21 protein-coding genes and 1 riboswitch are annotated in these 23,612 nt (G+C 72.2%); of the genes, 9 read left to right on the top strand and 12 right to left on the bottom strand.

The window, feature by feature from the left end; all coding sequences use genetic code 11:
* The first annotated feature begins 35 nt into the window (after positions 1 to 35).
* Positions 36 to 1,205, top strand: coding sequence for a steroid 3-ketoacyl-CoA thiolase (locus ACIHCL_RS02595; RefSeq protein WP_399856143.1), 1,170 nt, complete (start codon positions 36 to 38; stop codon positions 1,203 to 1,205).
* 119 nt (positions 1,206 to 1,324) lie between these two features.
* Here ACIHCL_RS02595 and ACIHCL_RS02590 read toward each other — a convergent pair whose 3' ends face one another.
* The 7 genes from ACIHCL_RS02590 to ACIHCL_RS02560 form a co-directional block, all read right to left on the bottom strand.
* Positions 1,325 to 2,029: a hypothetical protein gene (locus ACIHCL_RS02590; RefSeq protein WP_399856141.1), complete on the bottom strand. Its 705-nt coding sequence runs from the start codon at positions 2,027 to 2,029 to the stop codon at positions 1,325 to 1,327.
* A gap of 288 nt (positions 2,030 to 2,317) precedes the next feature.
* Positions 2,318 to 3,196: an ECF transporter S component gene (locus ACIHCL_RS02585; protein ID WP_399856139.1), complete on the bottom strand. Its 879-nt coding sequence runs from the start codon at positions 3,194 to 3,196 to the stop codon at positions 2,318 to 2,320.
* Positions 3,193 to 4,917: an ABC transporter ATP-binding protein gene (locus tag ACIHCL_RS02580; RefSeq protein WP_399856136.1), complete on the bottom strand. Its 1,725-nt coding sequence runs from the start codon at positions 4,915 to 4,917 to the stop codon at positions 3,193 to 3,195. The genes ACIHCL_RS02585 and ACIHCL_RS02580 overlap by 4 nt, the downstream gene beginning before the upstream one ends.
* The gene (locus ACIHCL_RS02575) at positions 4,914 to 6,386 is read right to left on the bottom strand and encodes an energy-coupling factor transporter transmembrane component T (protein ID WP_399856134.1); all 1,473 of its coding nucleotides are present in this window, start codon (positions 6,384 to 6,386) and stop codon (positions 4,914 to 4,916) included. The genes ACIHCL_RS02580 and ACIHCL_RS02575 overlap by 4 nt, the downstream gene beginning before the upstream one ends.
* Positions 6,383 to 7,081 (bottom strand): SCO2322 family protein, encoded by a 699-nt coding sequence (locus ACIHCL_RS02570; RefSeq protein WP_399856131.1) that lies wholly within the window; start codon positions 7,079 to 7,081, stop codon positions 6,383 to 6,385. Before ACIHCL_RS02570 ends, ACIHCL_RS02575 begins: the two co-directional genes overlap by 4 nt.
* Positions 7,078 to 8,361 carry a prenyltransferase/squalene oxidase repeat-containing protein gene (locus tag ACIHCL_RS02565; protein ID WP_399856129.1) on the bottom strand — a complete coding sequence of 428 codons (1,284 nt, stop codon included), beginning with the start codon at positions 8,359 to 8,361 and terminating at the stop codon, positions 7,078 to 7,080. Before ACIHCL_RS02565 ends, ACIHCL_RS02570 begins: the two co-directional genes overlap by 4 nt.
* 130 nt (positions 8,362 to 8,491) lie before the next feature.
* A riboswitch (cobalamin riboswitch) is annotated at positions 8,492 to 8,565 on the bottom strand.
* Positions 8,566 to 8,905: 340 nt separating this feature from the next.
* On the bottom strand, positions 8,906 to 9,946 hold the full coding sequence (locus ACIHCL_RS02560) for an MBL fold metallo-hydrolase (protein WP_399856126.1): 1,041 nt from the start codon (positions 9,944 to 9,946) through the stop codon (positions 8,906 to 8,908).
* A gap of 249 nt (positions 9,947 to 10,195) precedes the next feature.
* On the opposite strand from ACIHCL_RS02560, the gene ACIHCL_RS02555 reads away from it, so the two are divergent.
* The 3 genes from ACIHCL_RS02555 (at position 10,196) to ACIHCL_RS02545 (ending at position 12,842) form a co-directional block, all read left to right on the top strand.
* A complete protein-coding gene (locus ACIHCL_RS02555; RefSeq protein ID WP_399856123.1) occupies positions 10,196 to 10,870 on the top strand; it encodes a hypothetical protein in 675 nt (224 codons plus the stop codon).
* A 257-nt stretch (positions 10,871 to 11,127) separates the two neighbouring features.
* Positions 11,128 to 12,609 (top strand): aldehyde dehydrogenase, encoded by a 1,482-nt coding sequence (locus ACIHCL_RS02550; RefSeq protein ID WP_399856120.1) that lies wholly within the window; start codon positions 11,128 to 11,130, stop codon positions 12,607 to 12,609.
* Complete coding sequence (locus ACIHCL_RS02545; protein WP_399856117.1) at positions 12,609 to 12,842, top strand: ferredoxin; 234 nt, start codon at positions 12,609 to 12,611, stop codon at positions 12,840 to 12,842. The genes ACIHCL_RS02550 and ACIHCL_RS02545 overlap by 1 nt, the downstream gene beginning before the upstream one ends.
* A gap of 207 nt (positions 12,843 to 13,049) precedes the next feature.
* Here ACIHCL_RS02545 and ACIHCL_RS02540 read toward each other — a convergent pair whose 3' ends face one another.
* A complete protein-coding gene (locus ACIHCL_RS02540) occupies positions 13,050 to 13,364 on the bottom strand; it encodes a hypothetical protein (RefSeq protein ID WP_399856114.1) in 315 nt (104 codons plus the stop codon).
* A gap of 29 nt (positions 13,365 to 13,393) precedes the next feature.
* On the opposite strand from ACIHCL_RS02540, the gene ACIHCL_RS02535 reads away from it, so the two are divergent.
* A complete protein-coding gene (locus ACIHCL_RS02535) occupies positions 13,394 to 13,963 on the top strand; it encodes a hypothetical protein (protein WP_399856111.1) in 570 nt (189 codons plus the stop codon).
* Positions 13,964 to 14,299: 336 nt separating this feature from the next.
* On the opposite strand, the gene ACIHCL_RS02530 is transcribed toward ACIHCL_RS02535, so the two are convergent.
* Positions 14,300 to 14,590 (bottom strand): transposase family protein, encoded by a 291-nt coding sequence (locus ACIHCL_RS02530; protein WP_399856108.1) that lies wholly within the window; start codon positions 14,588 to 14,590, stop codon positions 14,300 to 14,302.
* A gap of 246 nt (positions 14,591 to 14,836) precedes the next feature.
* Here ACIHCL_RS02530 and ACIHCL_RS02525 point away from each other — a divergent pair, with 246 nt between their 5' ends.
* Positions 14,837 to 15,217 (top strand): peptidase inhibitor family I36 protein, encoded by a 381-nt coding sequence (locus tag ACIHCL_RS02525; protein ID WP_399856105.1) that lies wholly within the window; start codon positions 14,837 to 14,839, stop codon positions 15,215 to 15,217.
* A 757-nt stretch (positions 15,218 to 15,974) separates the two neighbouring features.
* Positions 15,975 to 16,703: a lytic polysaccharide monooxygenase gene (locus tag ACIHCL_RS02520; RefSeq protein ID WP_399856102.1), complete on the top strand. Its 729-nt coding sequence runs from the start codon at positions 15,975 to 15,977 to the stop codon at positions 16,701 to 16,703.
* A 277-nt stretch (positions 16,704 to 16,980) separates the two neighbouring features.
* Here ACIHCL_RS02520 and ACIHCL_RS02515 read toward each other — a convergent pair whose 3' ends face one another.
* Together ACIHCL_RS02515 and ACIHCL_RS02510 are read right to left on the bottom strand one after the other, a co-directional pair.
* Positions 16,981 to 17,427, bottom strand: a complete 447-nt coding sequence (locus tag ACIHCL_RS02515) for a hypothetical protein (RefSeq protein WP_399856099.1) — start codon at positions 17,425 to 17,427, stop codon at positions 16,981 to 16,983.
* A gap of 103 nt (positions 17,428 to 17,530) precedes the next feature.
* Positions 17,531 to 19,066, bottom strand: coding sequence for a PHB depolymerase family esterase (locus ACIHCL_RS02510; RefSeq protein WP_399856097.1), 1,536 nt, complete (start codon positions 19,064 to 19,066; stop codon positions 17,531 to 17,533).
* A gap of 550 nt (positions 19,067 to 19,616) precedes the next feature.
* Here ACIHCL_RS02510 and ACIHCL_RS02505 point away from each other — a divergent pair.
* Together ACIHCL_RS02505 and ACIHCL_RS02500 are read left to right on the top strand one after the other, a co-directional pair.
* Complete coding sequence (locus tag ACIHCL_RS02505; protein WP_399856094.1) at positions 19,617 to 20,528, top strand: 3-hydroxybutyrate dehydrogenase; 912 nt, start codon at positions 19,617 to 19,619, stop codon at positions 20,526 to 20,528.
* A 29-nt stretch (positions 20,529 to 20,557) separates the two neighbouring features.
* A complete protein-coding gene (locus ACIHCL_RS02500) occupies positions 20,558 to 22,663 on the top strand; it encodes a helix-turn-helix domain-containing protein (protein WP_399856091.1) in 2,106 nt (701 codons plus the stop codon).
* 64 nt (positions 22,664 to 22,727) lie between these two features.
* On the opposite strand, the gene ACIHCL_RS02495 is transcribed toward ACIHCL_RS02500, so the two are convergent.
* Positions 22,728 to 23,612: an alpha/beta hydrolase gene (locus ACIHCL_RS02495; protein WP_399856088.1), complete on the bottom strand. Its 885-nt coding sequence runs from the start codon at positions 23,610 to 23,612 to the stop codon at positions 22,728 to 22,730.

Genomic DNA, 23,612 nt, shown 5'->3' with positions numbered 1-23,612 from the left:
CGCCTCTGCGGAGGCGCGAGGAGAGGACGAGTCTCATGGCCGCGGAACCCGTCATCGTCGAAGCCGTACGCACCCCCATCGGCAAGCGCGGAGGCGTGCTCGCCAATCTGCATCCCGCCTATCTGCTCGGCGAGACCTACCGAGAACTCCTCGGACGCACCGCAATCCACGCCGACTGCGTGGAGCAGATCGTCGGCGGTACGGTCACCCACGCCGGCGAACAGTCCATGAACCCGGCCCGCAACGCGTGGCTCGCCGTGGGCCTGCCGTACGAGACCGCCGCCACCACCGTGGACTGCCAGTGCGGTTCCTCGCAGCAGGCGTCCCACATGGTCGCCAACATGGTCGCGGCCGGGGTGATCGACATCGGGATCAGCTGCGGCGTCGAGGCGATGTCGCGGGTGCCACTGGGCAGCGGCTCCAAGCACGGGCCGGGCAAGCCCTGGCCCGACGAGTGGAACGTCGACCTGCCCAACCAGTTCGAGGCCGCCGAGCGCATCGCCCGCAGGCGCGGCCTCACCAGGGAGGACGTCGACCGGTTAGGGCTGCTCTCGCAGGAGCGGGCGGCCGTCGCATGGACCGAGGAGAGGTTCAAGCGCGAGACGTACGCGGTGCAGGTGCCGACCACCGAGGAGGAGCAGGCCGCCGGGCAGGGGATGTGGCGCCTGGTGGACCGCGACGAGGGGCTGCGGGACACCAGCATGGAGGCGCTGGCCGGCCTCAAGGCGGTCATGCCCACCGCGATCCACACCGCGGGCAACTCCTCGCAGATCTCCGACGGGGCCTGCGCGATCATGTGGGCGTCCAAGCGCATGGCGCGCGCGCTCAAGCTCAGGCCGCGTGCCCGGATCGTCGCCCAGGCGCTCGCCGGAGCCGATCCGCACTACCACCTCGACGGGCCGATCGACGCGACACGGGCGGTGCTCGGCCGGGCCGGGATGTCGCTCAAGGACATCGACATCGTGGAGATCAACGAGGCGTTCGCGTCCGTGGTGCTGAGCTGGGCCCAGGTCTTCGAGCAGGACCCGGACAAGATCAATGTCAACGGCGGGGCCATCGCACTCGGCCACCCGGTCGGTGCCACGGGAGCCCGGTTGATCACCACCGCGCTGCATGAACTGGAGCGCAGGGACAAGGAGTTCGCCCTGATCACGATGTGCGCGGGTGGCGCCCTGGCAACCGGGACGATCATCCAGCGGCTTTAGTGCCGCGGCAGGCAACGTTCACGGTGCCCCGGCTCCCGGCCGGCCCGGCTCCGGAGCGGCCCCCGACCGGGCCGGCGCCCGGCCTCCGGTCGCCTCGCGGCACTCCCGGCGGCGGACGCTCAGTACGGCAGGTGGTGTGTGTGGTGCGTGGGGAAGGTGGCGGTGGGGCTGAGCAGCGCCGCGTACGCCTGCTCGTCGAAGTTCTGGCGGCGGTGGCGGCCCGAACGGCTCGCCTCGACGACCGGGTTGGCGAGCGTGATCATCCCGTCGTTGGCGAGTTCCTGTACGCGCATCAGCAACGCCCGCACATCCAGGCCGAGTTCCGCGGCGACCGTCTGCACGTCGAGTCCGGACTCCCAGCTCCACAACAGCACGGAGTCCATGCTGGGCGACCAGACGACCGTGCTGTCCACCTCGGCCGGAGGCGTCGGAGGAGGGGTGGCGGGGAGCGGGGGCACGGACGGGGGTGCGGCCGGGACCGGCGGTACGGCCGGGGGCAGCGCGCCGATACGCGCGTCCCCCGTCGTCCGCACCGTCATCTCCTTGCGCGGATGCGGCAGGGGCACTTCGGGGGCGGGGTCCGGGGCGGGGGCGGCCTCGGTAGACGCCTCCTTGGCCGCCCGCCGCTTCCGGCTCAGCAGCTCGAGGGCGAGCGACCGCGCGTCACTCCGACCCACCGTGCGTCGCGCCAATCGCACTTCGCGCTCGTTCAGGCCCATGAGGCCCGCGATGGATCCGTCGTCGCCGACCGTGACGGCGAAAGCGGCCAGCGTCCGGCTCCGTTCCGCCTGCGCTTCGTCCAGCAAAGCCTGCGCTCGGCGCATACGCTCGTCACTGGCACAGAAAGCTTCCGCCAGGACGGCATTCCGATCCCAGTAATCACGAGGTTCCACGTAGGTGACAACGCTTCTGGCGCCGAGGGGAACGGACGTCAGAGGAAAAAGCGCCTATATGGACCAATGGGTAATTAAGTCGTCCAAGTAACAAGAAACCGTTCTTTTTTGAAAGGTTGACGCGGCGTGAGCCGGGCCGAAAGCCCCGAAAATCGGGGGAGTGGTGGCGAAACGGTGGTCGCCACCCCCGATCGTAGCCGTCAAGGCGCCGTGCGGCCCTCACCCTTCGGAGGCGTCGAACGTGCCCCGTGCATCGAAGGCGGCGCGGCGCGTGGCCCGACGCAGCGCCTTCAGCAGCGTCGAGCCGACGGTCAGGGTCAGGACGACGGTGAGGGCGGCCCGGCCCAGGTCCCAGCCGAGCGAGGTCGCCGCGCAGTAGGCCAGGAAGCGGACCAGGTTCTCCGCCAGCGGATCACCCGCGTGGAACGAGATCCCCGATCCGAGACCGGGCACGATCGTCCAGCCGTACAGGTTCATCACCGTGCCGTACGCGAACGCCGCCAGGAACCCGTACCCGGCCAGCATCAGCAGCTCGCCCCGCCCGCGCAGCCGTTCCGGGCCCGGCAGCATCCCCGCGCCCATCGCGAACCAGCCCATCGACAGCATCTGGAACGGCATCCACGGCCCCACCCCGCCGGTCAGCAGCGCGGACGCGAACATGGTCACGGAACCGAGCACGAAACCGAAACCGGGTCCGAGCACCCGGCCGCTCAGCACCATCAGGAAGAACATCGGCTCCAGCCCCGCCGTACCCGCGCCCAGCGGGCGCAGCGCGGCACCGACCGCGGCCAGCACCCCCAGCATCGCCACCGCCTTCGCGTCCAGCCCGGAGTCCGCGATCGTCGCGACGACCACACCGACCAGCAGCGGCAGCAGCGCGGCGAACAGCCACGGCGCGTCCTGGGAGTGCGCGAGACCGGAGTCCGCGTCGGCCAGCAACGGCCAGCCGAACGCGCCCACACCGATCGCGCTGATCAGCACCAGCGCGGCGATCGCACGCGGCCCCAGCCGCACCGGACGCGCCGGCCGCCCGGCCCGTCCCACAGATGTCCCGCGGCCGTCCGCGACGGGGCTCTCCTCCACGGCCCTTTTGCTCATGACGCGGCCCCCAGCGCGTCACGGACCTGCGGCACGGTCAGCCACTCCTGCGGGGCGAGGATCTTCGCGGTCTGCGGGGCGAACGCCGGGGAGGAGACCACCACCTGTCGGGTCTCCCCGTCCGCGACGACCTCGCCGTCCGCGAGGATCACCACCCGGTGCGCCAGCTCGGCGGCGAGTTCCACATCATGCGTGGCCAGGACGATCGCGTGCCCGTCGGCGGCGAGCCCGCGCAGCACCCCGATCAGCCGGGCCTTCGCCGCGTAGTCCAGACCGCGGGTCGGCTCGTCCAGAAGCAGCAGTGGCGGCCGGGCGGTGAGCACCACCGCCAGGGCGAGCGCGAGCCGCTGGCCCTCGGAGAGGTCACGCGGGTGCGTGTCGTCCGACACACCGGGCAGCAGCTCGGAGACCAGCGCCCGGCAGCTTCCCGCCGCGGCGCCCGCGTCTGCGTCGGCGGCGGCGCACTCGGCGGCGACCGTGTCCGCGTAAAGCAGATCGCGCGGCTCCTGCGGTACGAGCCCGACCCGGCGCACCATTTCGCGCGGCTGGGTGCGGTGCGGGGTCCGCCCGCCGACGAGGACGGTTCCCGTGGTGGGCTCCACCATGCCGACGAGCGCGCCCAGCAGCGTCGACTTGCCCGCTCCGTTGCGCCCCATCAGGGCCACGGTCTCGCCGGCGGCGACGCCGAGCGTGACCCGGCGCAGCGCCTCGACACGCCCGCGCCGCACGCCGAGGCCCTCGACCCGGGCCGGGACGTCGACGACGGGCTCGGCAGCGGCGGCGGCCGGGGGAGCGCCGCGTCCCAGCAGCCGGGCCAGGGCACCCCGCCGTACCGGGACGGCGGGCGCCGAGGGCGGCGCGGGCACGGACGTCCGGGCCGGGGACGGCCTGCCGGGCGGCCGTACCGGCTCCAGACGTTCGCGCAGGTCGGAGGCCCGGCGCCGGGCGTCGCGGACCGACAGCGGCAGCGGCTCCCAGCCCGCCAGCCGGCCCAGTGCCACGACCGGGGGGTGCACCGGGGAGACGGCCATGACGTCGGCGGGGGCGCCCATGACGGGGGCGGCGCCCGGCGACGGCAGCAGGACGACCTGGTCCGCGTACTGCACCACCCGCTCCAGCCGGTGCTCCGCCAGCAGGACCGTCGTGCCCAGGTCGTGCACCAGCCGTTGCAGCACCGCCAGGACCTCTTCGGCCGCCGCCGGGTCCAGCGCGGACGTGGGCTCGTCGAGGACCAGCACCTTCGGATGCGGGGTGAGTACCGAACCGATCGCCACCCGCTGCTGCTGCCCGCCCGAGAGCGTGGCGATCGGCCGGTCCCGCAGCCCGGCCAGACCCAGCAGGTCCAGGGTCTCCTCGACCCGCCGCCGCATCACGTCGGGAGCCAGCCCCAGCGACTCCATCCCGTACGCCAGCTCGTCCTCGACCGTGTCGGTGACGAAGTGCGACAGCGGGTCCTGCCCCACCGTGCCGACCACATCGGCGAGTTCGCGCGGCTTGTGGGTCCGGGTGTCGCGCCCGGCGACCGTGACCCGGCCGCTCAGCGTGCCGCCGGTGAAGTGCGGCACCAGACCGGACACGGCGCCCAGCAGCGTCGACTTGCCGACCCCGGACGGGCCGACCAGCAGCACCAACTCGCCCTCGGGAACGGTCAGGTCGACTCCGGACAGGGTGGGGAGCGCCGCCCCCTCGTACCGCACCGAAACCTGCTCGAACCGGATCACTGGCCCTCCTCGGGACTCGGCCGCGTCCGCACGCCGCCGTCTGCCGTGCGGCGTCCGGCACGCCTGTCCGCCGCGTGGTCGGAGCCGTCCGCGTCCGCCCGCCGCGCAGGCGTCCCCCGGTCCCGCCCCCGGCCGCGCCGGACGCCGCACGGCTCGGCCTCCGGCGGGACGGCGCCGGAGCGGCCGGACGGCCCCGGTACGCCCACCGGCGGCGGCACGGGCGCCACCAGCGCGGGCAGCAGCCCCACCAGCACCGCCGCCGCGGGCCACAGCGGAAGCACCGGCGCGATCAGCGGCACGACCCCGGGGTGCAGCGCCTCCGCGTCGACGCCGCCCGCCCAGATCAGCGCCACCGCCACCACGACCCCCGAACCCGCCACCAGCCAGGCCCGCACGCCCCACCGGTCGGGCCGGTAGCGGGTACGGACCGACCGGGCACCGCCCAGGCGCAGCCCGGCCGCCGCCGCGACGAGCCCGGCGATCAGCAGCGGGAGCCCGTACACCGCGCCCTGCGCGGCCAGCAGCCCGTACGTGCCCGCGCAGACCCCAAGCAGCCCGCCGAGCGTGAGCGCGTTGGTGGTGCGCCGGACAGCGGGCGGGACCTCGGCGGTACGCCCGTAGCCACGCGCGTCCATCGACGCCGCCACCGCGACCGACCGCTCCAACGCGCCCTCCAGGACCGGCAGTCCGATCTGGAGGACCGCCTTGACGCCGCCGGTCGGACGGCCCCGCAGCCGCCGCGCGGTGCGCAGCCGCACCACGTCGGCGACCATGTTCGGCGCGAACGTCATCGCGACGACGACGGCGACCCCCGCCTCGTACAGCGCGCCCGGCAGCGACTTCAGCAACCGGGCGGGGTTCGCCAGCGAGTTGGCCGCGCCGACGCAGATCAGCAGGGTGGCCAGCTTCGCCCCGTCGTACAGGGCGAACACCACCTGCTCGGCGGTGACCCGGCCGCCGATCCGGACGCCCTGCGCCCAGTCGGGCAGCGGCACCTCGGGAAGAGTGAACAGCGGATGCGTCCCGGGGATCGGCGAGCCGAGGAAGACGGAGAAGACCAGCCGCACCGCGATGACGAACAGCCCGATCCTGATGAACGCCCCGTAGGAACGGGCCCACGGCGCGTCCGTGCGCCGCGCCGCGACCACATAGCCCGCCACCCCGACCAGCAGCCCGAGCAGCAGCGGGTTGGTGGTGCGGGAGGCGGCGGTGGCGAGGCCCAGCGCCCACAGCCACCACGCCCCGGCGGGCACGGCGTTGCTCCGGTTCGCCTCGGGGGCGCGCAGCGCGCGGAGCGACTGGGCGGGGTGGGGGACCTGGTGCGGCGGTCGGGCGGTGCCGGTGCCGCGGTGGGCCGGGCCGTCGGCCGTCTCGCCCCCGGCCGCCGGGGTTCCGGCGACCGGGGCGCTCGTCGATCGGCCGTCGGCGGCGGGGTCACCGGTCGCCGGGCCGTGGGGCGAGACGGTCATCCCCGGCGGCGTGCCCGCACGGCCGCGGCGGTGCCGAGGACGAGGACGGCGCCGGCCCCGAGGAGCACTCCGGTGGACGGACCGCCACCCTTGGAGTCCTCGGAGCCGCCGGAGTCGCCGGAGGCAGCGGTGGACGCGGGGGCGGTGGCCTCGGCGGAACGGGAGGACGCGGACCGTTCTTCGTCCGACACCTGCTCGCCGCAGCCCGAGGCCGGGTAGCCGGAGATGGCGCAGAGCAGCGCGTTGCTGTCGTAACGCAGCGGCTTGGCGACCGAGGCGAGGGCCTCGGCGGTGCTCGCGTCCGGGGCGACCAGGGCACACGCGGTCCGGAGCGCGGGCGGGCTCTGGCCGTCCGGGGCGTCCGCCGCCGTACCCGGGTCGATGACGAGTGCGACCCGCTTGGACCCCTTCTCGGCCGGGGTGTTTGCGCAGATCTTCGCGAAGTCGGGGGCGTGACGCGGCCGGGCCGCGTCCTCGGAGTCCTCGCTCACCGAGAACCGGAAGCCCTGCACCGTGCCGTCGTCCGGCCGGACCAGGGCGGGCCCCTGGGTGGCGTACGTCCAGCCGCTGCCGGAGCCCTCCCAGAACGACCAGTACCGGTAGCCGACCGCCTGGGCCGGTCCCGCGCCGAGGACGGTCAGTATCGCGCCCAGGACCACCGCCAGCAGCGCCGCGGCCCCTCCCGACCGCCTCACGACTGCCGGTTCTTCCTGCGACCGCTGATCAGGAAGCCGACGCCCGCGCCGACGACGAGACCGATCCCGATGAACCACCACACGCCGCCGATCACGTCGTCGCCGCTGTGGACCTGGTCCTTCTCGGTGGCCTCGTACCCGGTGTCGGCGGACGGGTCCGGTGTCGTGATGGACGCGGGCCGGGGACCGGTCGCGTTCAGCTTGTCGACCAGGTCCACGCCGCCGAAGTCCCGGGCGTCGTTCCCGGTCGCGTGCGCGGCCAGGACCAGTTGTGCGTAGGCGGCGGGGCCGCCGTGCTCGGCCCAGGCGCCGGAGTTCTTCTTCAGCCAGGACACGGCCTTGGCGGCCTTGTCCTGGTGGCCCGCGGCGGACAGCGCGACGACCGCGTCCGCGGTGTTGCCGACGTCGGGCTGCGGATCGGAGTCCTCGGCACCCGGCATCGGGGCCAGGTCGAGGTGCCCCTTCGTGGCGAGGGCGCCGGCGAGGAAGTGGGCGCCGTTCTGGGCGGCCTGCTCGGGGGTGAGATCGGAGCCGTCGGCCGCAGGGCGGCAGTCGGTCCCCTTGGCGGCGGCGTTGTTGCCGGTGGCCAGCGCCTTGCCCATGGTGCCGAGCACGGCGGCGGCGGTGGCGTCCGCGTTGGCCGTGAGCTTCCCCGCCTTGTCCGGCTGGTAGGCGAACGCGCCGCCGTCCTTCTCACCGCACGGGATCGAGAGCGCGGTCAGCGGCTCGTACGGGGTCTTTCCGTCGGGCGTGGTGATGTCCGCGAGCCGCTGCCCCTGCCGGGCCAGGGCGCCGATCACGAGGGAGGTGGAGTTGGCGTCGCTGGGCTCGCCGGCCGCGTAGCCCCAGCCGCCGTCCTCGTTCTGCACGGACTTCAGCCAGTCGACCGACTTCTTCGCGGTCTCCGCGTGCCCGCCGACCTCGGCCAGCGCCTGCACGGCGACCGCGGTGGCGTTGGTGTCCAGCACCGTCTTTTCGCCGCACGGCTTGGAGACGTCGGGCCGGTACGCGGCGTACGCGCCGCTGTCGCACTGCTGGCCGATCAGCCAGTCCACCGCCTTCGCGGAGGGCGTCACGCCCTCGACCCGCTGCGCGAGGAAGGCCAGCGACTGCCGCCAGACCCCGTCGTAGGTGGGGTCCTTCGTGCCGTACAGCCCGTCGGGCAGTGCGGCGGACGGGGTGGGCGACGGGGACGGCGCCGCGACCGCGACCGGGGCGGCCGCGAAGAGCACGGCGGCCGTGGTGGCGGCGAGGGTTGCCGCGCTGCGGCGTACGGTCATGGCGGGCGGGGCCTCTCCTGTGCGGGGAACCGGGCACAGGCACGCTCACGCACCAGACTCCGACTCCGTATACCTCGACGGTGCCGACCACCGGGGGTCCGGTGGTCCGAGCCGGTCACAACCGCGTCCAGGGCATTCCGACTAGCCGTCCAAGGACGGCTCACGGCTGCGTGGTCAGTGCCGGATTCGCACCGGCTTCCCCCTGTACGGGCATGATGACGACCCGCTCACTCTACCGGGCGGTCCCGGACGGCCCCCGGGGTGTCCGGGGCGCCCGGCAGAGGGCCGGTGCTCCGAGGCGGGAGGAGGGGGGCGGTAGCCCGGGCCGGCCCGCGCGATGCGGGACGTGGGATGAGGATTGCGGGATGCGCGGGCGTATGCGACCCGCACCGCGGACGGATAGCACGCTCCCCGCGAGGGGTGTATGCCACCCGCACCGCGATGCGCGTCACCGGCGCTCACAGCGCGGCGCACGCCACAGGCGCTCACACCGCGAGGCACGTCACCGGTGCTCACAGCGCGATGATGTACGCCACCGACGCGCTCACACCGCGATGTACGTCACGGGGTCGCTCCCCGCCACCGCCTCCGCGCGGCCCAGTTTCACCAGCCGCCGCAGGTGCGCCTCCGCCTCCGAGACGGCGATGTTGCGCGAGCCGTGCGGGATCTGCTCCCACGGCCGGTTCCACTCCATCCGCTCGGCCAGCTCCCACGGGGTCAGCGGGGCGGCCAGCAGCCCGAGCAGCCCGGTCAGCCGCTCCTCATGGTGTTCGAGGAGCTCGCGTACCCGCCCGGCCGCGTCCGGGAACGCGTACTGATGGGCGGGCAGCACCTCCGCCACCCCGAGCCGTCCCACGCGTTCCAGGGAACCGAGGTAGTCCCCGAGGGGGTCGGTCACCGTGTCGTCGTCCGGGTCCTCGTAGAGCCCGATGTGCGGGCTGATCCCCGGCAGCAGATGGTCGCCGGAGAACAGCCGCCCTCGCCCGGGCAGACCGGTCGGATGGTTTTCCTCCAGATGGAGGCAGACGTGCCCGGGGGTGTGGCCGGGCGTCCAGACCGCCCGCAGCCGCCGTCCGGCCAGGTCCAGCAGCTCGCCGGGCACGATCTCCCGGTCCGGCAGCGCGGACCGCGCCCCGGGCAGGGTGCCCATCCGTCCCCGGCCCGCCACCGCGGCCCGCAACGGCGCCAGGTGCGCCTCGGGCGCGCCGACCGCGGTGAGCTTGGCCACGAGGTAGTTCAGCCAGGTGCCGGGCTCCGACTCCCGGGTGCGGCGCACGATCTCGGCGTCCGCCGCGTGCATGGCGATCCAGGCCCCGGACGCCTCACGCACCTGGCCGGAGAGACCGTGGTGATCGGGGTGGTGGTGGGTGATGACGATGCCGTGGATGTCGGTGACGTCCATGCCGACGGCGGTCAGCCCGGCGGTGAGCGTGTCCCACGCCTCCGGATCGTCCCACCCGGTGTCGATCAGGACCGGCCCGCGATCGGTGTCGACGACGTGCACCAGGGTGTGGCCGAGCGGGTTGTCCGGGATGGGCACCTTGACGCTGTGGACGCCCCCGCCGTGGTCGGTCACCTGCGTCATGGGTTTCCCCTCTCCCCACCGCCCGGCCGACTCACCGGACGTACGACTGAACGGTGCGTGGTGCGTGGTGCGCGGTGCGCGGTGCGCACGCTGCCCACTGTAACGAGAACTTGTTCCAGTGGTAGCCCCGGTCAACCACCATGAGCTCGCGCTGTGCGTCACACGCGCCGCGCACGGCCGGCAGCAGCGACGATGGACGCGAGGTCCGTCCCGGTTGTCGCAGTGGGCAGGAGAGGAATGTCTCCCGGAATGTATGAAGAACTGGCCGACTCCACAGAATTTCGTGCGCGGCTGCGGCACGTGTACTGGATCGGCGGTGGGAGCGGCGCGGGCAAGTCGACGATCAGTCGCCGAGTCGCCGAGCGCCGCGGTTGGCGCCTCTACGCGACCGATGACGTGATGGGGGACCACGCTCGACGGACCACGCCCCAGGAGGCCCCCTTCCTGCACGAGTTCATCGCCATGGACATGGACGAGCGGTGGGTGAGCCGGTCTCCGGAGACCATGCTCGAAACGTTCCACTGGTTTCGCGGGGAGGGCTTCGGCCTGATCATCGAGGACCTTCTTCGCCTGCCGCGGGAACCATGTGTCCTCGTGGAGGGCTTCCGGCTGCTGCCGCACCTGGTGAAACCTCTGCTCACCGTTCCCGAGCAGGCTGTCTGGCTTCTTCCCACACCGGAATTCCGCCGGGCCGCCTTCCGGAGCCGGGCCGTGCCGGGGGAGGGGTTCGTAGGGCGGACCAGCGATCCGGTGAAGGCGGACCACAACCTCGCCGAACGGGACAGCATGTTCACCGCGCGCCTTCAGTCGGAGGTCGAGCGCCTTCGGCTGCGCGCCATCCGGATCGACACCACCTTGGCCGAGGACGCCCTCGTCGAGCAGGTGACCACGGCCTTCGGGCTCCCGCACCGACCGGCACGATGAAGCCCGGCCCGAGTCCCGGCCCGTGCCCTGGCCTGCGTCCTGGACTGCGTCCCGACCTGCGTCCCGGCCTGTGTTTCGGGCGGGCTGCTCGACCAGGCCGGGGGACCTCACCTGCTCCAGCGGCGCTGTCACGCGGTGAGAGATGCCTGCCATGGCCCGTGGACTCCTGGAACTGGAACTGGTATCAGTTTTGACGCCCCATCAGACACCTGCTCATCAGATATCCTCGTAACGCCGGTTCGCGGGAGGCAGCAGCCATGACCGAGCTTGTCGAACACGGAAAACTGTTCATCGGCGGGGAGTTGGTCGATCCGCTGGGCCGCGAGGTCATCGAGGTCGTATCGCCCCACACCGAACAGGTCATCGGCCGGGTGCCGCACGCCTGCGAGGCGGACGTGGACCGGGCCGTGGCCGCCGCGCGGCGGGCGTTCGACGAGGGGCCCTGGCCGCGCACGCCCCTGGACGAGCGGATCGCGGTGGTGACCAGGATCAAGGACGCGTTCGCCGCCCGGTACGAGGAGATCGCCCGGGTCATCAGCGCGCAGAACGGCACCCCGTACACGTCCAGCGTGATGGTGCAGGCGCTCTCCGCGATGATGGTGTGGGACGCGGCGATCACCGTCGCCCGTACCTTCCCGTACGAGGAACGGCGGGACGGGGCGCTGGGCCCCCTGCTGGTGCGCCGCGAACCGGTGGGAGTGGTCGCGGCCGTGGTGCCGTGGAACGTCCCGCAGTTCACCGCCGCCGCCAAGCTCGCGCCCGCGCTGCTGGCCGGGTGCTCCGCCATTCTCAAGACGTCGCCCGAGTCCCCGCTGGACGCCTATGTCCTGGCGGAGATCGCCGCCGAGGCCGGGCTGCCCGAGGGGGTGTTGTCGATCCTGCCCGCCGACCGGGAGGTCAGCGAGTACCTGGTCGGACACCGGGGTGTCGACAAGGTGTCGTTCACCGGGTCGGTGGCCGCGGGGCGCCGGGTGATGGAGGTCGCCTCCCGCAACCTCACCCGGGTCACGCTGGAGCTCGGCGGCAAGTCCGCCGCGGTGATTCTCCCGGACGCCGACCTGGACACGGCCGTCGCCGGAATCGTCCCGTTCGCCTGGATGATCAACGGTCAGGCGTGTGTGGCCCAGACCCGCATCCTCGTCCCGCGCTCCCGCTACGACGAGACCGCCGAGGCGTTCGCCGCCGCGGCGTCCGCGCTGAAGGTCGGCGACCCGCTCGACCCCGCCACCGAACTGGGCCCCCTGGTCGCCGAGCGCCAGCGGCGGCGCTCGCTCGACTACATCCGGATCGGCCAGGACGAAGGTGCCAAGATCCTTGCCGGGGGCGGCCGTCCGGTCTCCCAGGAACGCGGCTGGTACGTCGAGCCCACGCTCTTCGGGGACGTCGACAACGCCATGCGCATCGCCCGCGAGGAGATCTTCGGTCCGGTCATCTGCCTCATCCCGTACGACGACGAGGACGAGGCGGTCCGCATCGCCAACGACTCCGACTACGGCCTCAGCGGCAGCGTCTGGACCGCCGACACCGAGCACGGCATCGACATCGCCCGCCGGGTCAGGACCGGCACGTACAGTGTGAACACGTTCAGTCTCGACATGCTCGGGCCGTTCGGTGGGTACAAGAACTCCGGCCTGGGGCGGGAGTTCGGGCCTGAGGGGTACGGCGAGTACTTCGAACACAAGATGATCCACCTGCCGGCCGGTTACCAGGCCGCTGGCGGCACCGAGGGAGGCGCGTGATGGGGGACCGTTGGGCCGTGGAGGTCGACCGGGGGGTCTGTATCGGCTCCGGGATGTGCGTGAGCTACGCCCCGGACGCGTTCGCGCTGGACTCCGCCCGGCAGTCGCGGCCCGCCGCTTCGGAGACCGACGCCGATGAACACGTCCTCGCCGCGGCCGAGGGATGCCCGGTCGAGGCCATCATGATCACGCTCGCCGGCTCGGGGGAGGCGGTGTTCCCGCCGGACGAGTAGGGACCCCTGGTCCCTTGCCGCGAGGTGAGGGACGGCGCGGCACCCGCAGGACGTGGACGCCCTGAATCGGTGCGGTCCGGAAGAAGCGACGGGCTTCCGTCCGCTCAGACCTGAAGGTTCTGCATCCACTTCCCACATGGGTGGGCCCGTGCCGGAACGCAACCGGCACGGGCCACTTCGTCCACGCGCTGCCAGGGGCAGGCCGGATCAGCTCAGGGACTGCAAGCTCTGCCATCCCGAAGTACTCACGGAGACTCCGCTGCCCGAGATGTTCGAGTGGAAGCAGAGCTGTGTGTCGCCTCCGGTCGCCCAGATGTCAGCCTTGGCGTCGCCGTCGGCATCCGGGACAGCCGTGAGCAGAGGGCGGTTGGCGCGGGACCAACCGCTCCCGATGACGACGGAGGCCGGGCCATGGCCGAGCCCCTCGCCCGAGTATCCCGTTCCCTCGTAAAGGCGCAGTTCCAGAGCCCCCGCGTCCCAGGGCTTTTCGTGATTGCGAAGGTGCTCCAGGCTGTGGTGCATCGATCAGGGGCTTGCGGGAGGAAACCAGCATGGAGGAGCTGCGCGGCAGCTACAGGGTGCACTTCGGGCTGGCGTTGGTGCTCTGCGGAGTCGATCTTTTGTGTATGGTCTCGACCTGGCTGCCCGGTGAGTACACCGTGCCGAGGTGGCTTGTGCTGGGCTTGTCCGTCGCGGTGTTCCCGGTCTTCGCCGTCGCGTTCATCCGCAGCTTCATCACCGGAGCCGGGGTCCAGCTGATGGGCCAGAGCAATGCCACCCGGTTCATTAGGTATGTCCTGGTACTGCCACCCGCCCTCAAGCTCACCTACGCGTTCGTCATCTGCCTGGCCGCGCTTGGCTTTGCAACCGGTACCGGCGCAGCCGAGGATGTAAAAGCAGACGCGTCAGGCTATTACTACACTTACTGGGACAAGACTGCGGACCCTCAGCACAGCGCCAGGGTGGAGCTCACCGAGCCCGAGTACTACGAGGCGCTGAAGAGCCAACTCCGGGTCTTCAGCGCAGGGGGAGCTGTGTTCCATGCGTTCAGCAGCTTTCTGGTCCTGGCCTCCGCGTCAGCGGCTGCCGGCCATGCCCGAACGGCTGCGGAGCGTTCGTAGGGCTCTGCGGAGCAGCCCAGGTGGACCTGAAGTCCGGACAAACTCTTGCGAGTTCGCTGAATGCCTTGTCGGTGGCGGCACCCGGCAGCGGTTCGGCATGGTCGCTCGACGTCCGTTTGTGATCACGCGAGGCCGAGGAGTGTGAGCGGGTGTTGTGGGTCGCGGGCGTTGCGGCGGAGGGTGGCGGAGATGTTGGTGACTCCTGTTCATATCAGGGCGCCGATGGCCAGGTTGCGCAAGGCCGCCATTGTTCGCGATGCGTTGCCGGTCCGAAGCCGGGAGGCGTCCTCGGCAAACGTGGTGTCGCGGACATGATGCGAGGCCTCGATGTTCCAATTACCGCGGATCAGATGGGCGAGCCGGGCCGGCCTGGTCGGCGGTGATCGCCGCGTCGAGCGCGTCGCCGTCGATGTGCTGCGGTATCCGGCGCACGGTCACCTCGCTGGGTGCTCGGTAGGGCCGGTCCGGATCGCGCAGCGTGGCCCCGCAGCGGAGAAGGCGCAGGTCAGGGGCGTCGACGGCCCACTCGGCGATGGCGGTGAGGGAGTTTGTTCCGGCCAGAACCGAGCAGGCGGCCAGGGCCAGGACGTACGACAGCGGGTGGCGTCGGCTCCGTAGGCGGCGCAACCCTGGGACGGCGGTGGCCCGCCGTATGGACCAGGGGCGTCCCTGAAGAGGCGCTGGAATATCACCTGTTCGTGTTGACCGGTGCCACCTCTTGAAATCCTGAGAAGCCCCTGAAATCAAGAGGAGAAACCTTTATCCGGGGGATGGTCCGCTCCGAGTGAGTATTGCCAGCCGGTCTGCGGCATTCCTACGCTGCCCGCGGTTGACTCTATGCGGTTGACCACGGAAAACGAAACGGAGAAAAGTATGGTCCGATTCAAAAGCTTCTCCTCGCGTCTGTGGACCGCCGCGGCCGTCCTGGCGTTCACTGCGGGCACCGCCTCCATGACCGCGAGCCCGGCGGCAGCCGACTCCGACCAGTGCCCGTCCGGATCTTTCTGTGTATGGGAGCAATCCAGCTATCGGGGCGACTTCCGGCACTACACCTCGTCGAACCCCAACGTCGGCGACTACATGAACGACCGCATGACCTCTTACTGGAACCGCACTGGTAAAACGGTCAGCGTCTACGAGCACTCCAACTACGTCGGGTGCATGTTCACGATTGCGCCGGGAAAGTCCGAAGCGGCCGTGGCCTCGCACTTCAATGACAAGATGACCTCTCTTCGCATCGGCAGCGGCTGCTGACACCGCCCGAAGACGACGGTGTCCACCGAACCGGAACCCGCACCGGTGAGCTCCCCGTGAGCCCGTCGAGCCCCAGTCCGAACCGGGCTGGGGCTCGACGGCCGTGTGGGTTACGACAGCTCTCGTGGATCAAGACGCCGCCGCCGGTGGGGCGATGAGCGCGTCGGCCGCCATGCGATCGGTCCGGGCGGCCCGAAGGTCTCGTGTGATGGACGCCGTGACGACCGCCCCTTCGGCCAGGAGGCACACGGGCCGGCCGGGGCGTCGGTGGCAGCGTTGACGATGCGTGGGCTCCAGGTCGAGGCATGAACGCCGGCTATGTCCCGAAGGGCGGCAAGGGGGTCTGGCGGCGGACTCCCGGGAAGGGCCCGGAGTTCCAGGTCTTCCCCCCTGATGGACCTCGCACGTTCGCGAGGTGAGCCGTCCCGGTGCTTGATCAGAAACGGGGAAAGTTCCCTTGACCTGCGGCGATAGGGCGTGCTGGGGGGCCTGTTGGCGGCTGTCGGCCTGCTTGCCGGCAGCCACGGAACGCGAATCGGTCCGCCGACGCCGTCGGCGGACCGTCATCCAGGGTCGAGGCCAGGTCGGTAGCCTCCGGAAGTTTCGGTCGACGGGGCATTCGCGAAGTTGGTCCGCTCGGGCGGCAGTTCGGTGAGCGCTATCTCTTGACCGGGTCCCGTTCGCGACTATGGTCTAGACCTAGCGCACCTCGGGTCTAGACCAAATCTCGCCAAACGTATCGAAGGAAGTGCATGTCATGAACACGAAAAGACGGGTGGCCGTCGCCGTCGGTGCCCTGGTCGCTCCGCTGCTCGCCGTCAGCCTTCCGGCCAGCTCCGCCAGTGCCCACGGATGGGTGACCTCGCCCAACAGCCGCCAGGACCAGTGCGCCGCGGGTGTCGTCCAGTGCGGTCAGATCAAGTATGAGCCGCAGAGTGTCGAGGGGCCGAAGGGCCTCAAGAGCTGTAGCGGCGGCAACGCACAGTTCGCCGAGCTGGACGACGACAACAAGGGCTGGCGCGTCACCCCCGTCAGCTCCACGTACACCTTCACGTGGCACCACACCGCGCGGCACGCCACCTCCAACTGGCAGTACTTCATCGGCAACACGAAGATCGGCGAGTTCGCGGGCAACAATGCCCAGCCCGCTCCCGACGTCAGCCACGCGGTGAACTTCGGCAGCTTCACCGGCAAGCAGAAGGTGCTCGCCGTCTGGAACGTGGCCGACACCGGCAACGCCTTCTACTCCTGCATCGACGTGAACATCGGCGGCACCGGTGGCGGGGGCGGCAACGGTGGCGGTGGCGACACCGACCCGGACAACTGCACCGCGACGGCCTGGAGCTCCAACAGGGTCTACACCGGTGGCGACACCGTCTCCCACAAGGGCCGCAACTGGCGTGCCAAGTGGTGGGTCCAGGGCGATGAGCCCGGCACCACCGGCGACTGGGGCGTCTGGGAAGACCTCGGGGCCTGTCCTGCCTGATCCCGCATGACAAGGTCCGTCGTGCGCTCGGCGGAGCGCACGCCGGACCGGTGAACGGGGGCCGCCACGGCCCCCGTTCCGCGCTGGTGCCGTTTCCGGCAACGCTTGGCCCCGCCACGACGCCCGGCGCTTTCCCAAGCTCTCGCCTCCACTAGGGCAGGGGAGACCCCCATGGCCAAAGCCGACGTAGCCCATCCCTGAGCTCTCGACTTCGTTCAGGCAGGGGAGACTTCATCCGTGGGAGGGATGGAAGCCCCGAGTCCTGCCAGCTGGAGGGTTACATCGACCGGGTCGGGGGAGGCGGTGTTCCCGCTGGAGGAGTGGCGACTGCGGGGCGCAGGTGCCTTCGGGCGAAAGGTGCGGTTCCCAGGACGAGTGCGGCGAAGGCGGTCAGGCGTTGCAGGCCCGGCTGGTCCAGGAAGGTGCTGTGCTGGATGCCGTATGCCGCGTACCAGTTGGCGGCGAGGTCTGTCGCCATGATGAGGGCGGCCAGGTCGATGCCGGTACGTCGTCCCCGGAGCAGGAGCAGCGCCGCCAGGGTGTCGAAGAGGGCCAGGGAAGACCAGTACAGGTTCAGCCAGTCCGGGGCCCAACCGTAGGGGTGGAGACCGTGCCGCAGCAGGTCGGAGAGGTGGGCGACGCTGCCCACGCACAGCAGGCCGGCCGCGTACGCGCAGACCAGCGCCACCACCCAGCGCGGGGCGTGGCGGGTCCATGTGGTCATGCCGGGATTGTTCCAGCATCGGCCGCGGGGGCCGGAGCGGGTGTCGGGAGGCGGCCGTGCGCGGCACGCACGACCGCCTCCCGGAGGGGGGCGAGGGGGGTGCTCAGGACGTGCAGCCCGTGTCCGCGATCTCGAAGTAGCCTGCCGGGGACTCCCGCAGGGTGTGGGTGATGAAGATGTTGAACAGGCCCATGTTCTGGTTCGAGCCGTTGGCGTAGACGTAGCCGAGCGTGGTGCGGGCCCTTCCGGCCGCCACGTGTGCGTAGTTGCTCGCCGTGAAACAGCGGGCGGGGGCGGAGCCGGTCGTGGTCGCCGTCACCTGGGCCGAGGCCGGGCCGGGGGCGTCCGAGGCGTCGACGGCGGTCACCGTGTAGCGGTAGGCGGTACCGGCGGTGAGGCCCGTGTCGGTGTACGTCGTGGAGGCGGGGGAGGCGACCGGCGTGCCGTCGCGCCGGACCGTGTACGAGGCCGCGCCCTCGACGGCGGTCCAGGAGAGCGAGACGCTGTCCGGCGTGACGTCTGTGACCCGCAGGCCGGACGGGGCGGGGAGTTGATCGCCGCCGCCTCCGGGCGCTCCCTGGTCCAGGCCCCAGAAGACGCCCGTGTGGTACGTGGAGCAGATGGCGTCCAGGAAGTACGCGGCCGTCGAGCCGCACTGTTCCGCGCCCGTGCCGGGGTTCACCGCCAGGCCGTGGCCCATGCCGGACACCGAGTACGTCTGGACGGCCGGTTTCCCGGAGGCGTCGTCGTACGTGCTGCGCGTCGTGTTGCCGGGGAGGGCGTCCGTGGACGACGGGGTCTGGCCGATGCCCCAGACGTCGGTCCACTGGTCGCGCAGGGCCGTGGCGTTGGCCGGGTAGACCGTGTAGTCGGCCGTGCCCTGCCAGATCGCCACCCGGGGCCAGGGGCCGGAGTAGCCGGGGTGGGAGTTGCGGACCTTGTCGCCCCACTGCGCGGGCGTCAGCTTCACCGTGCCCGTCTGGCAGGCCGATGCGCCCGCCTGGCTCGTCGCGCACTGGGCGGGCAGGCCCGAGGCGATCGAACCGCCCGCGAAGACGTCCGGGTACGCGGCCAGCAGGTCGGCGGCCATGCCGCCGCCCGCCGACAGGCCGGTCACATACACCCGGTTCGCATCGGAGCCGTAGCGCTGCTTCGCGTGTTCCACCATCTGCGCGACGGACGCGGCCTCGCCCCGGCCCCGGTCGCTGTCGGCCGGATCGAACCAGTTGAAGCAGGACAGCGCGTTGTTGGCCGCTGTGGTCTGCGGGAAGACCACGGCGAAGCCCCAGAGGTCGGCGTACTTCGGCCAGCCCGAGTTGGTGTAGTAGGCGTCGGCGGTCTGGGCGCAGCCGTGCAGGGCCACCACCAGGGGCGCGTCCGCCGGCAGTCCGGCCGGGACATACGCGAACATCTGGAGGTTGCCGGGGTTGGAGCCGAAACCGGTGACCTGTTGCAGGCCACCGGCCGCCGCCATGGTCGACGTGGGGGCCTCGGCGGCCGACGGCGAGGCGGTTGCGGCCTGCGGGGCGGCTGCCGCGGGGCTCGTCGTCGCCGTGGCGAGAGTCGTCGCCGCGGCGAGGGCGAGCGCGGCGGTGGGGGCGACGCGCCGGAGCAGGCGTCGCAGGATCGATGGGCGCACGGGTGCCTCCCTGTGCTCGATGGCCCGGGGGTATTCCGGCCGTCCGGACGGTACGAGGGCGTGTACGTGGACGTGTCGTTACGGGTGAGTCCTGCGGGGCGGACGCTACGAGCCGGTGTCCGCTACGCCCATGGGCCCGGCGGACATTCCCGGCTTCCCGCTGTGTGCCCGGCCGCCCTTGCGCGTGTCGACAGCGAGTGCGCTTCACCGCGCAGACCCGCTGTCGGCAGAGCCTGGCCGCGGTGGACCGGGAGCTGATCGCGGAGCAGCGGGCGACCCTGGCCGCGGCCCGTTGCCCCCCTCGGGGCTCGGCTGCCCGGCTGGTGACGGTGCCGGGTCGGACGTGCGGCAGTCCTGGGCCGGGTCGGGTCGGACGTGCGGCCCCAGGTCGGGGCGGACCGGAGCGGGCCGGGCCGATGCCGGGCTCGGGTCCGACCCACGGCCGTCCCGGTCCGGGCCCGCACCATGTACGTCGCCACCATGCCGGGGTGCGTCGGTATGTGTACCGGCCCCGTGTGACACGGGCTCCGGCCTCCCTACGGTGACGGCCATGGAGACTCCTCAGCGCCCGGACCGCGGGCCCGACCGGCACACCGCCCCGAACTTCGCCCCGGATACCGATCCGAACTCCGTTCCGGATGCCGCCCCGAACTCCGTCACGCGCGCCGTGCCGGACGCCGCACCGTCCGCCGCCGGGGGCGCGCCCCCGCCGGTGGACCGGCCGCTCGCCGGGCGCACCGCCCTGGTGACGGGGGCCGCGAGCGGGATCGGGCGGGCCTGCGCCCAGGCCCTGGCTGCCGCGGGCGCCCACGTCCATGTGGTGGACCGTGCCGCCGAGGCCGCCGCGGAGGTGGCCGGGGCGATCGGCGGAACGGTGTGGGTGGCCGACCTTTCCGTTCCGGAGGCGGTGGACGCGCTGCCCGCCGACGCGGACATCGTGGTCAACAACGCGGGGCTCCAGCATGTCGCCCCCGTGCACGCGTTCCCGCCGGAACGGTTCGCGCTGATCCAGCGCGTCATGGTGGAGGCTCCGTTCCGCATCTTGCGCCGCACCCTTCCGAGCATGTACGAACGCGGCTGGGGGCGGGTGGTCAACATCTCGTCCGTGCACGGTCTGCGGGCCAGCCCCTACAAGTCGGCCTATGTGGTGGCCAAGCACGCGTTGGAGGGGCTGAGCAAGGTGGTGGCGCTCGAAGCGGCGGAGCACGGGGTGACGAGCAACTGCGTCAACCCCGGCTACGTACGCACACCGTTGGTCGAGAACCAGATCGCGGACCAGGCCCGTACGCATGGCATCTCTCCGGAGGAGGTGGTGGGCCGGGTGATGCTGCAACGCAGCGCGATCAAGCGGCTGATCGAACCCGACGAGGTTGCCGAGTCCGTGCTGTGGCTCTGCGGACCGCACACCGGGCACATCACCGGCACGTCACTCGCGATGGACGGCGGCTGGACCGCCAACTGACCCACCGATCCCTATGAATTCCGGCCGCCATGTCTGATCCGTCCCAGCCCGCCGAGCCCACCGGCTCCGCCGAGCCCGGTGCCGCCACCGCCACCGCCAGCACCTCCGCCGAGCCCGGTGCCGCCACCGCCTCCGCCGCGCCCCATCTGCGGCGTCTCCTCGACCTGCTGGCCGACGACGCCCCCGCCGAGGCGCTGGGCGCCGTCTCCTCGCAGGCGCGGGCCGCCGGGGTGGCGGCCGGTGATCTGGCGGAGGTGGAACGGGCCACCACCACCGCCCTGCGGATCAGGGGCGCCCTGCGCCAGCACCGGCGCCGGGAACTCCAGCTCACCGCGCTCTTCGACACCGCGGGCGATCTGGCCGCCTCCCGCGAGCTGGACGATGTGCTGAAGGCGATCGTCCGGCGGGCGCGGATGCTGCTCGGCACGGACACCGCGTACCTCACGCTCCCCGACGAGGAGGCGGGGGACACCTATATGCGGGTGACCGACGGTTCGGTGTCGGTGCTCTTCCAGCAACTGCGGCTGGAACTGGGCAACGGGCTCGGCGGGCTGGTGGCGCAGACCGCCCGCCCGTACGCCACCCACGACTACCGCACCGACGACCGCTTCCGTCACACCCGCAACATCAACGCCGGGGTGCTGGACGAGGGCCTCGTCGCCATCCTGGGCGTCCCCCTGCTCCTGGGTTCCAGCCGCGGTGGCACGGCCAAGGTCATTGGCGTGCTGTTCGCCGCCGACCGCGCGCCCCGGGTGTTCAGCCCCGACGAGGTCGCCCTGCTGTGCTCGCTCGCCGCGCATGCCGCGATCGCCATCGACACCGCCCGCGCGCTCGCCGACACCCGTTCCGCCCTGGACGGACTGGCCGAGGCGAACGCGGAACTGGCGGAGGCCAACGCCGCGGTGCGGGCGCACTCGGCGGCCATGCGACGGGCCGAGGAGGCCCACGACCGGCTGACGGACCTGGTGCTGCGAGGCGGGGACGTCAAGGACGTCGCCGCCGCGGTCGCGGCGCTGCTGGACTCGCCGCTCACGATCCACGACCCCGGCGGACGGCCCCTGGCGGCCGTCCGGCCCGATGGCGAGGACTTCGCCGCCGACAGCACGGACGCCGGATGGCTGGCCGAGACGGCGGAGGAGTCCCGCACGGGCGCTCGCGCCGTGCACCGCGACGGGCGGTGGATCTGCGCCGTCCTCGCGGGTCGGGAGCTGATGGCCGGACTGGTGCTGCACCGGCGCGCACCGCTCGACGACTCGGACCGGCGGCTGTTCGAGCGGGCCTCGGTGGTCACCGGGCTGCTTCTGCTGCTGCGGAGCACGGTGGCCGAGACCGAGAACCGGGTGCGCGGGGAGCTCATCGGCGATCTGCTGACGGACGCGGGGCGCGATCCGGCCGGTCTCGTCGAACGCGGCCGGCGCCTCGGCATCGACCTCGAACGGCCGCACCTCCTGCTGCTGGCCGACGGCGGTGCACGGGGGAGGCTGGCCCCGGCCGCGGTGCGCTACCTCTTCGGCGGCGGCAGCCAGGGGGTGAGCGCCGAACACCAGGGAAACGTCGTGCTGTTGACCGCCTTCGACGACGACCCGGGGTCGGGTGCCGGTGGCCCGGGGGCGGGCGCCGACGGCGGCGGGCCGGACGCCGCCGTCGCGGCGCGGGCGGCGGCGGCCCAGCTCGGGCAACTGGTCCAGGCACCGGTCACCGTGGCCGCCGCCGGGCCCGCCCGCGGGGTCCGGGAGCTGGCCGCCGCGTACGAAGAGGCCGTCCGCTGCCTGCGCGCCATGCGGGTCCTGGGGCGCGCGGGCGAGGGAGCGTGCGTCGGCGAACTCGGCTTCCTGGGCGTGGTCCTGGGCAACGGGCAGGACGTCGACGGCTTCGTGCGGGCGACGCTGGGGCCGCTGCTGGAGTACGACGAGCGGCGCGGCACCCATCTCGTACGGACCCTCCGGGCCTACTTCGGGGCCGGAGGCAGCCTGGTCCGGGCCAAGGACGAACTCCACGTCCACGTCAACACGGTGGTGCAGCGGCTGGACCGGGTGCACGTGCTGCTGGGCCACGACTGGAACGAACCCGGGCGGGCGCTGGAAATCCAACTCGCCTTGAAACTGCATCAGTTGGTGGGGGATCGGGAGAGGTGACCCGTTCCGGGAAGTCCGGCCGGAGGCGTTCGACGCCACCGGCCGGACAGGTCCTCGTCCCGCGTCAGCGGGCGCCGCACAGCTCCAGCAGGTGCCGTACGACCTCCCCGGCGCCCTCCTCGCCGGTCAGCACCGTGTAGTGGTTGACATCCGCCACCCGCACCGGCGTCACCCGCGTGCCCCCGAGGTCGGCCGCCGCCAGGCGGTTCTCGTCGTACAGGCCCTGCTCCTCGTCCATCAGCCCGCGCGGCGCCCACAGCAGCGTCGCCGGGGCGGGCAGCTTCCGGATCGCCGTCAGCACCTCCTCGTCGAAGAGGCCGATGCCGTCGGTGCGGACCGCCTCGATCCGGCAGGTGGAGCGCAGGGCCGGTTCCTCGCCGGTCAGATCGCGCTGGATGTAGGCGTCCACCTCGTTGGACCAGGAGTCCGCGAACGCCGGGTGCGCCTGCCAGAACGCGCGGTACGCGGCCCGGTCCGGGAAGGTCATCGACAGCCGGTCCATGGCCGGGCCGATCACCGCGGTCATCAGCTCGTCCGGGGACAGGTGCGTGGGCGCGGGGAAGCCGATCCCGCCGTCCACCAGCAGCAGCGGCCCGAACCGGTCCGGGTGCCGTACGGCGGCCAGCGCCGTCACGAACGCCCCCATGGAATGGCCCGCCAGCACCACCCGGTCCAGGCCCAGCGCCCCGGTGAGGGCGGCGATGTCGTCGGCGTGCGTGGCGATGCCGTACGGGCCGGGCAGCGCGGCGCTCCCGGCCCGGCCCCGCAGGTCCGGGGCGAGGAGCGTGGCCCGGCCGTCCAGCAGCCGGGCCACCGGACCCCAGGACAGGGCGTTGGAGGTGATGCCGTGCAGGGCGACGACGACCGGGGCGTCCGGTTCCCGGGCCGCCCAGCGCAGGACCGCCAACTCGCCTCCGGCCACGGGGACCTGAATCTCTTCGTACGGCAT

It is taken from the genome of Streptomyces sp. NPDC052042 (genome assembly GCF_044548345.1).
Taxonomy (GTDB): Bacteria; Actinomycetota; Actinomycetes; order Streptomycetales; family Streptomycetaceae; genus Streptomyces.
This window is presented reverse-complemented; position numbering and strand designations above follow the sequence as displayed.

Coding starts and splice junctions, on each gene's coding strand:
- ACIHCL_RS02545 (WP_399856117.1), top strand. CDS start 12,609: ATGGGGGACCGTTGGGCCGTGGAGGTCGACCGGGGGGTCTGTATCGGC.
- ACIHCL_RS02565 (WP_399856129.1), bottom strand. CDS start 8,361: ATGACCGTACGCCGCAGCGCGGCAACCCTCGCCGCCACCACGGCCGCC.
- ACIHCL_RS02575 (WP_399856134.1), bottom strand. CDS start 6,386: ATGACCGTCTCGCCCCACGGCCCGGCGACCGGTGACCCCGCCGCCGAC.
- ACIHCL_RS02505 (WP_399856094.1), top strand. CDS start 19,617: ATGGAGACTCCTCAGCGCCCGGACCGCGGGCCCGACCGGCACACCGCC.
- ACIHCL_RS02540 (WP_399856114.1), bottom strand. CDS start 13,364: ATGCACCACAGCCTGGAGCACCTTCGCAATCACGAAAAGCCCTGGGAC.
- ACIHCL_RS02555 (WP_399856123.1), top strand. CDS start 10,196: ATGTATGAAGAACTGGCCGACTCCACAGAATTTCGTGCGCGGCTGCGG.
- ACIHCL_RS02495 (WP_399856088.1), bottom strand. CDS start 23,612: ATGCCGTACGAAGAGATTCAGGTCCCCGTGGCCGGAGGCGAGTTGGCG.
- ACIHCL_RS02560 (WP_399856126.1), bottom strand. CDS start 9,946: ATGACGCAGGTGACCGACCACGGCGGGGGCGTCCACAGCGTCAAGGTG.
- ACIHCL_RS02515 (WP_399856099.1), bottom strand. CDS start 17,427: ATGACCACATGGACCCGCCACGCCCCGCGCTGGGTGGTGGCGCTGGTC.
- ACIHCL_RS02595 (WP_399856143.1), top strand. CDS start 36: ATGGCCGCGGAACCCGTCATCGTCGAAGCCGTACGCACCCCCATCGGC.
- ACIHCL_RS02500 (WP_399856091.1), top strand. CDS start 20,558: ATGTCTGATCCGTCCCAGCCCGCCGAGCCCACCGGCTCCGCCGAGCCC.
- ACIHCL_RS02590 (WP_399856141.1), bottom strand. CDS start 2,029: ATGCGCCGAGCGCAGGCTTTGCTGGACGAAGCGCAGGCGGAACGGAGC.
- ACIHCL_RS02525 (WP_399856105.1), top strand. CDS start 14,837: ATGGTCCGATTCAAAAGCTTCTCCTCGCGTCTGTGGACCGCCGCGGCC.
- ACIHCL_RS02585 (WP_399856139.1), bottom strand. CDS start 3,196: ATGAGCAAAAGGGCCGTGGAGGAGAGCCCCGTCGCGGACGGCCGCGGG.
- ACIHCL_RS02520 (WP_399856102.1), top strand. CDS start 15,975: ATGAACACGAAAAGACGGGTGGCCGTCGCCGTCGGTGCCCTGGTCGCT.
- ACIHCL_RS02535 (WP_399856111.1), top strand. CDS start 13,394: ATGGAGGAGCTGCGCGGCAGCTACAGGGTGCACTTCGGGCTGGCGTTG.
- ACIHCL_RS02550 (WP_399856120.1), top strand. CDS start 11,128: ATGACCGAGCTTGTCGAACACGGAAAACTGTTCATCGGCGGGGAGTTG.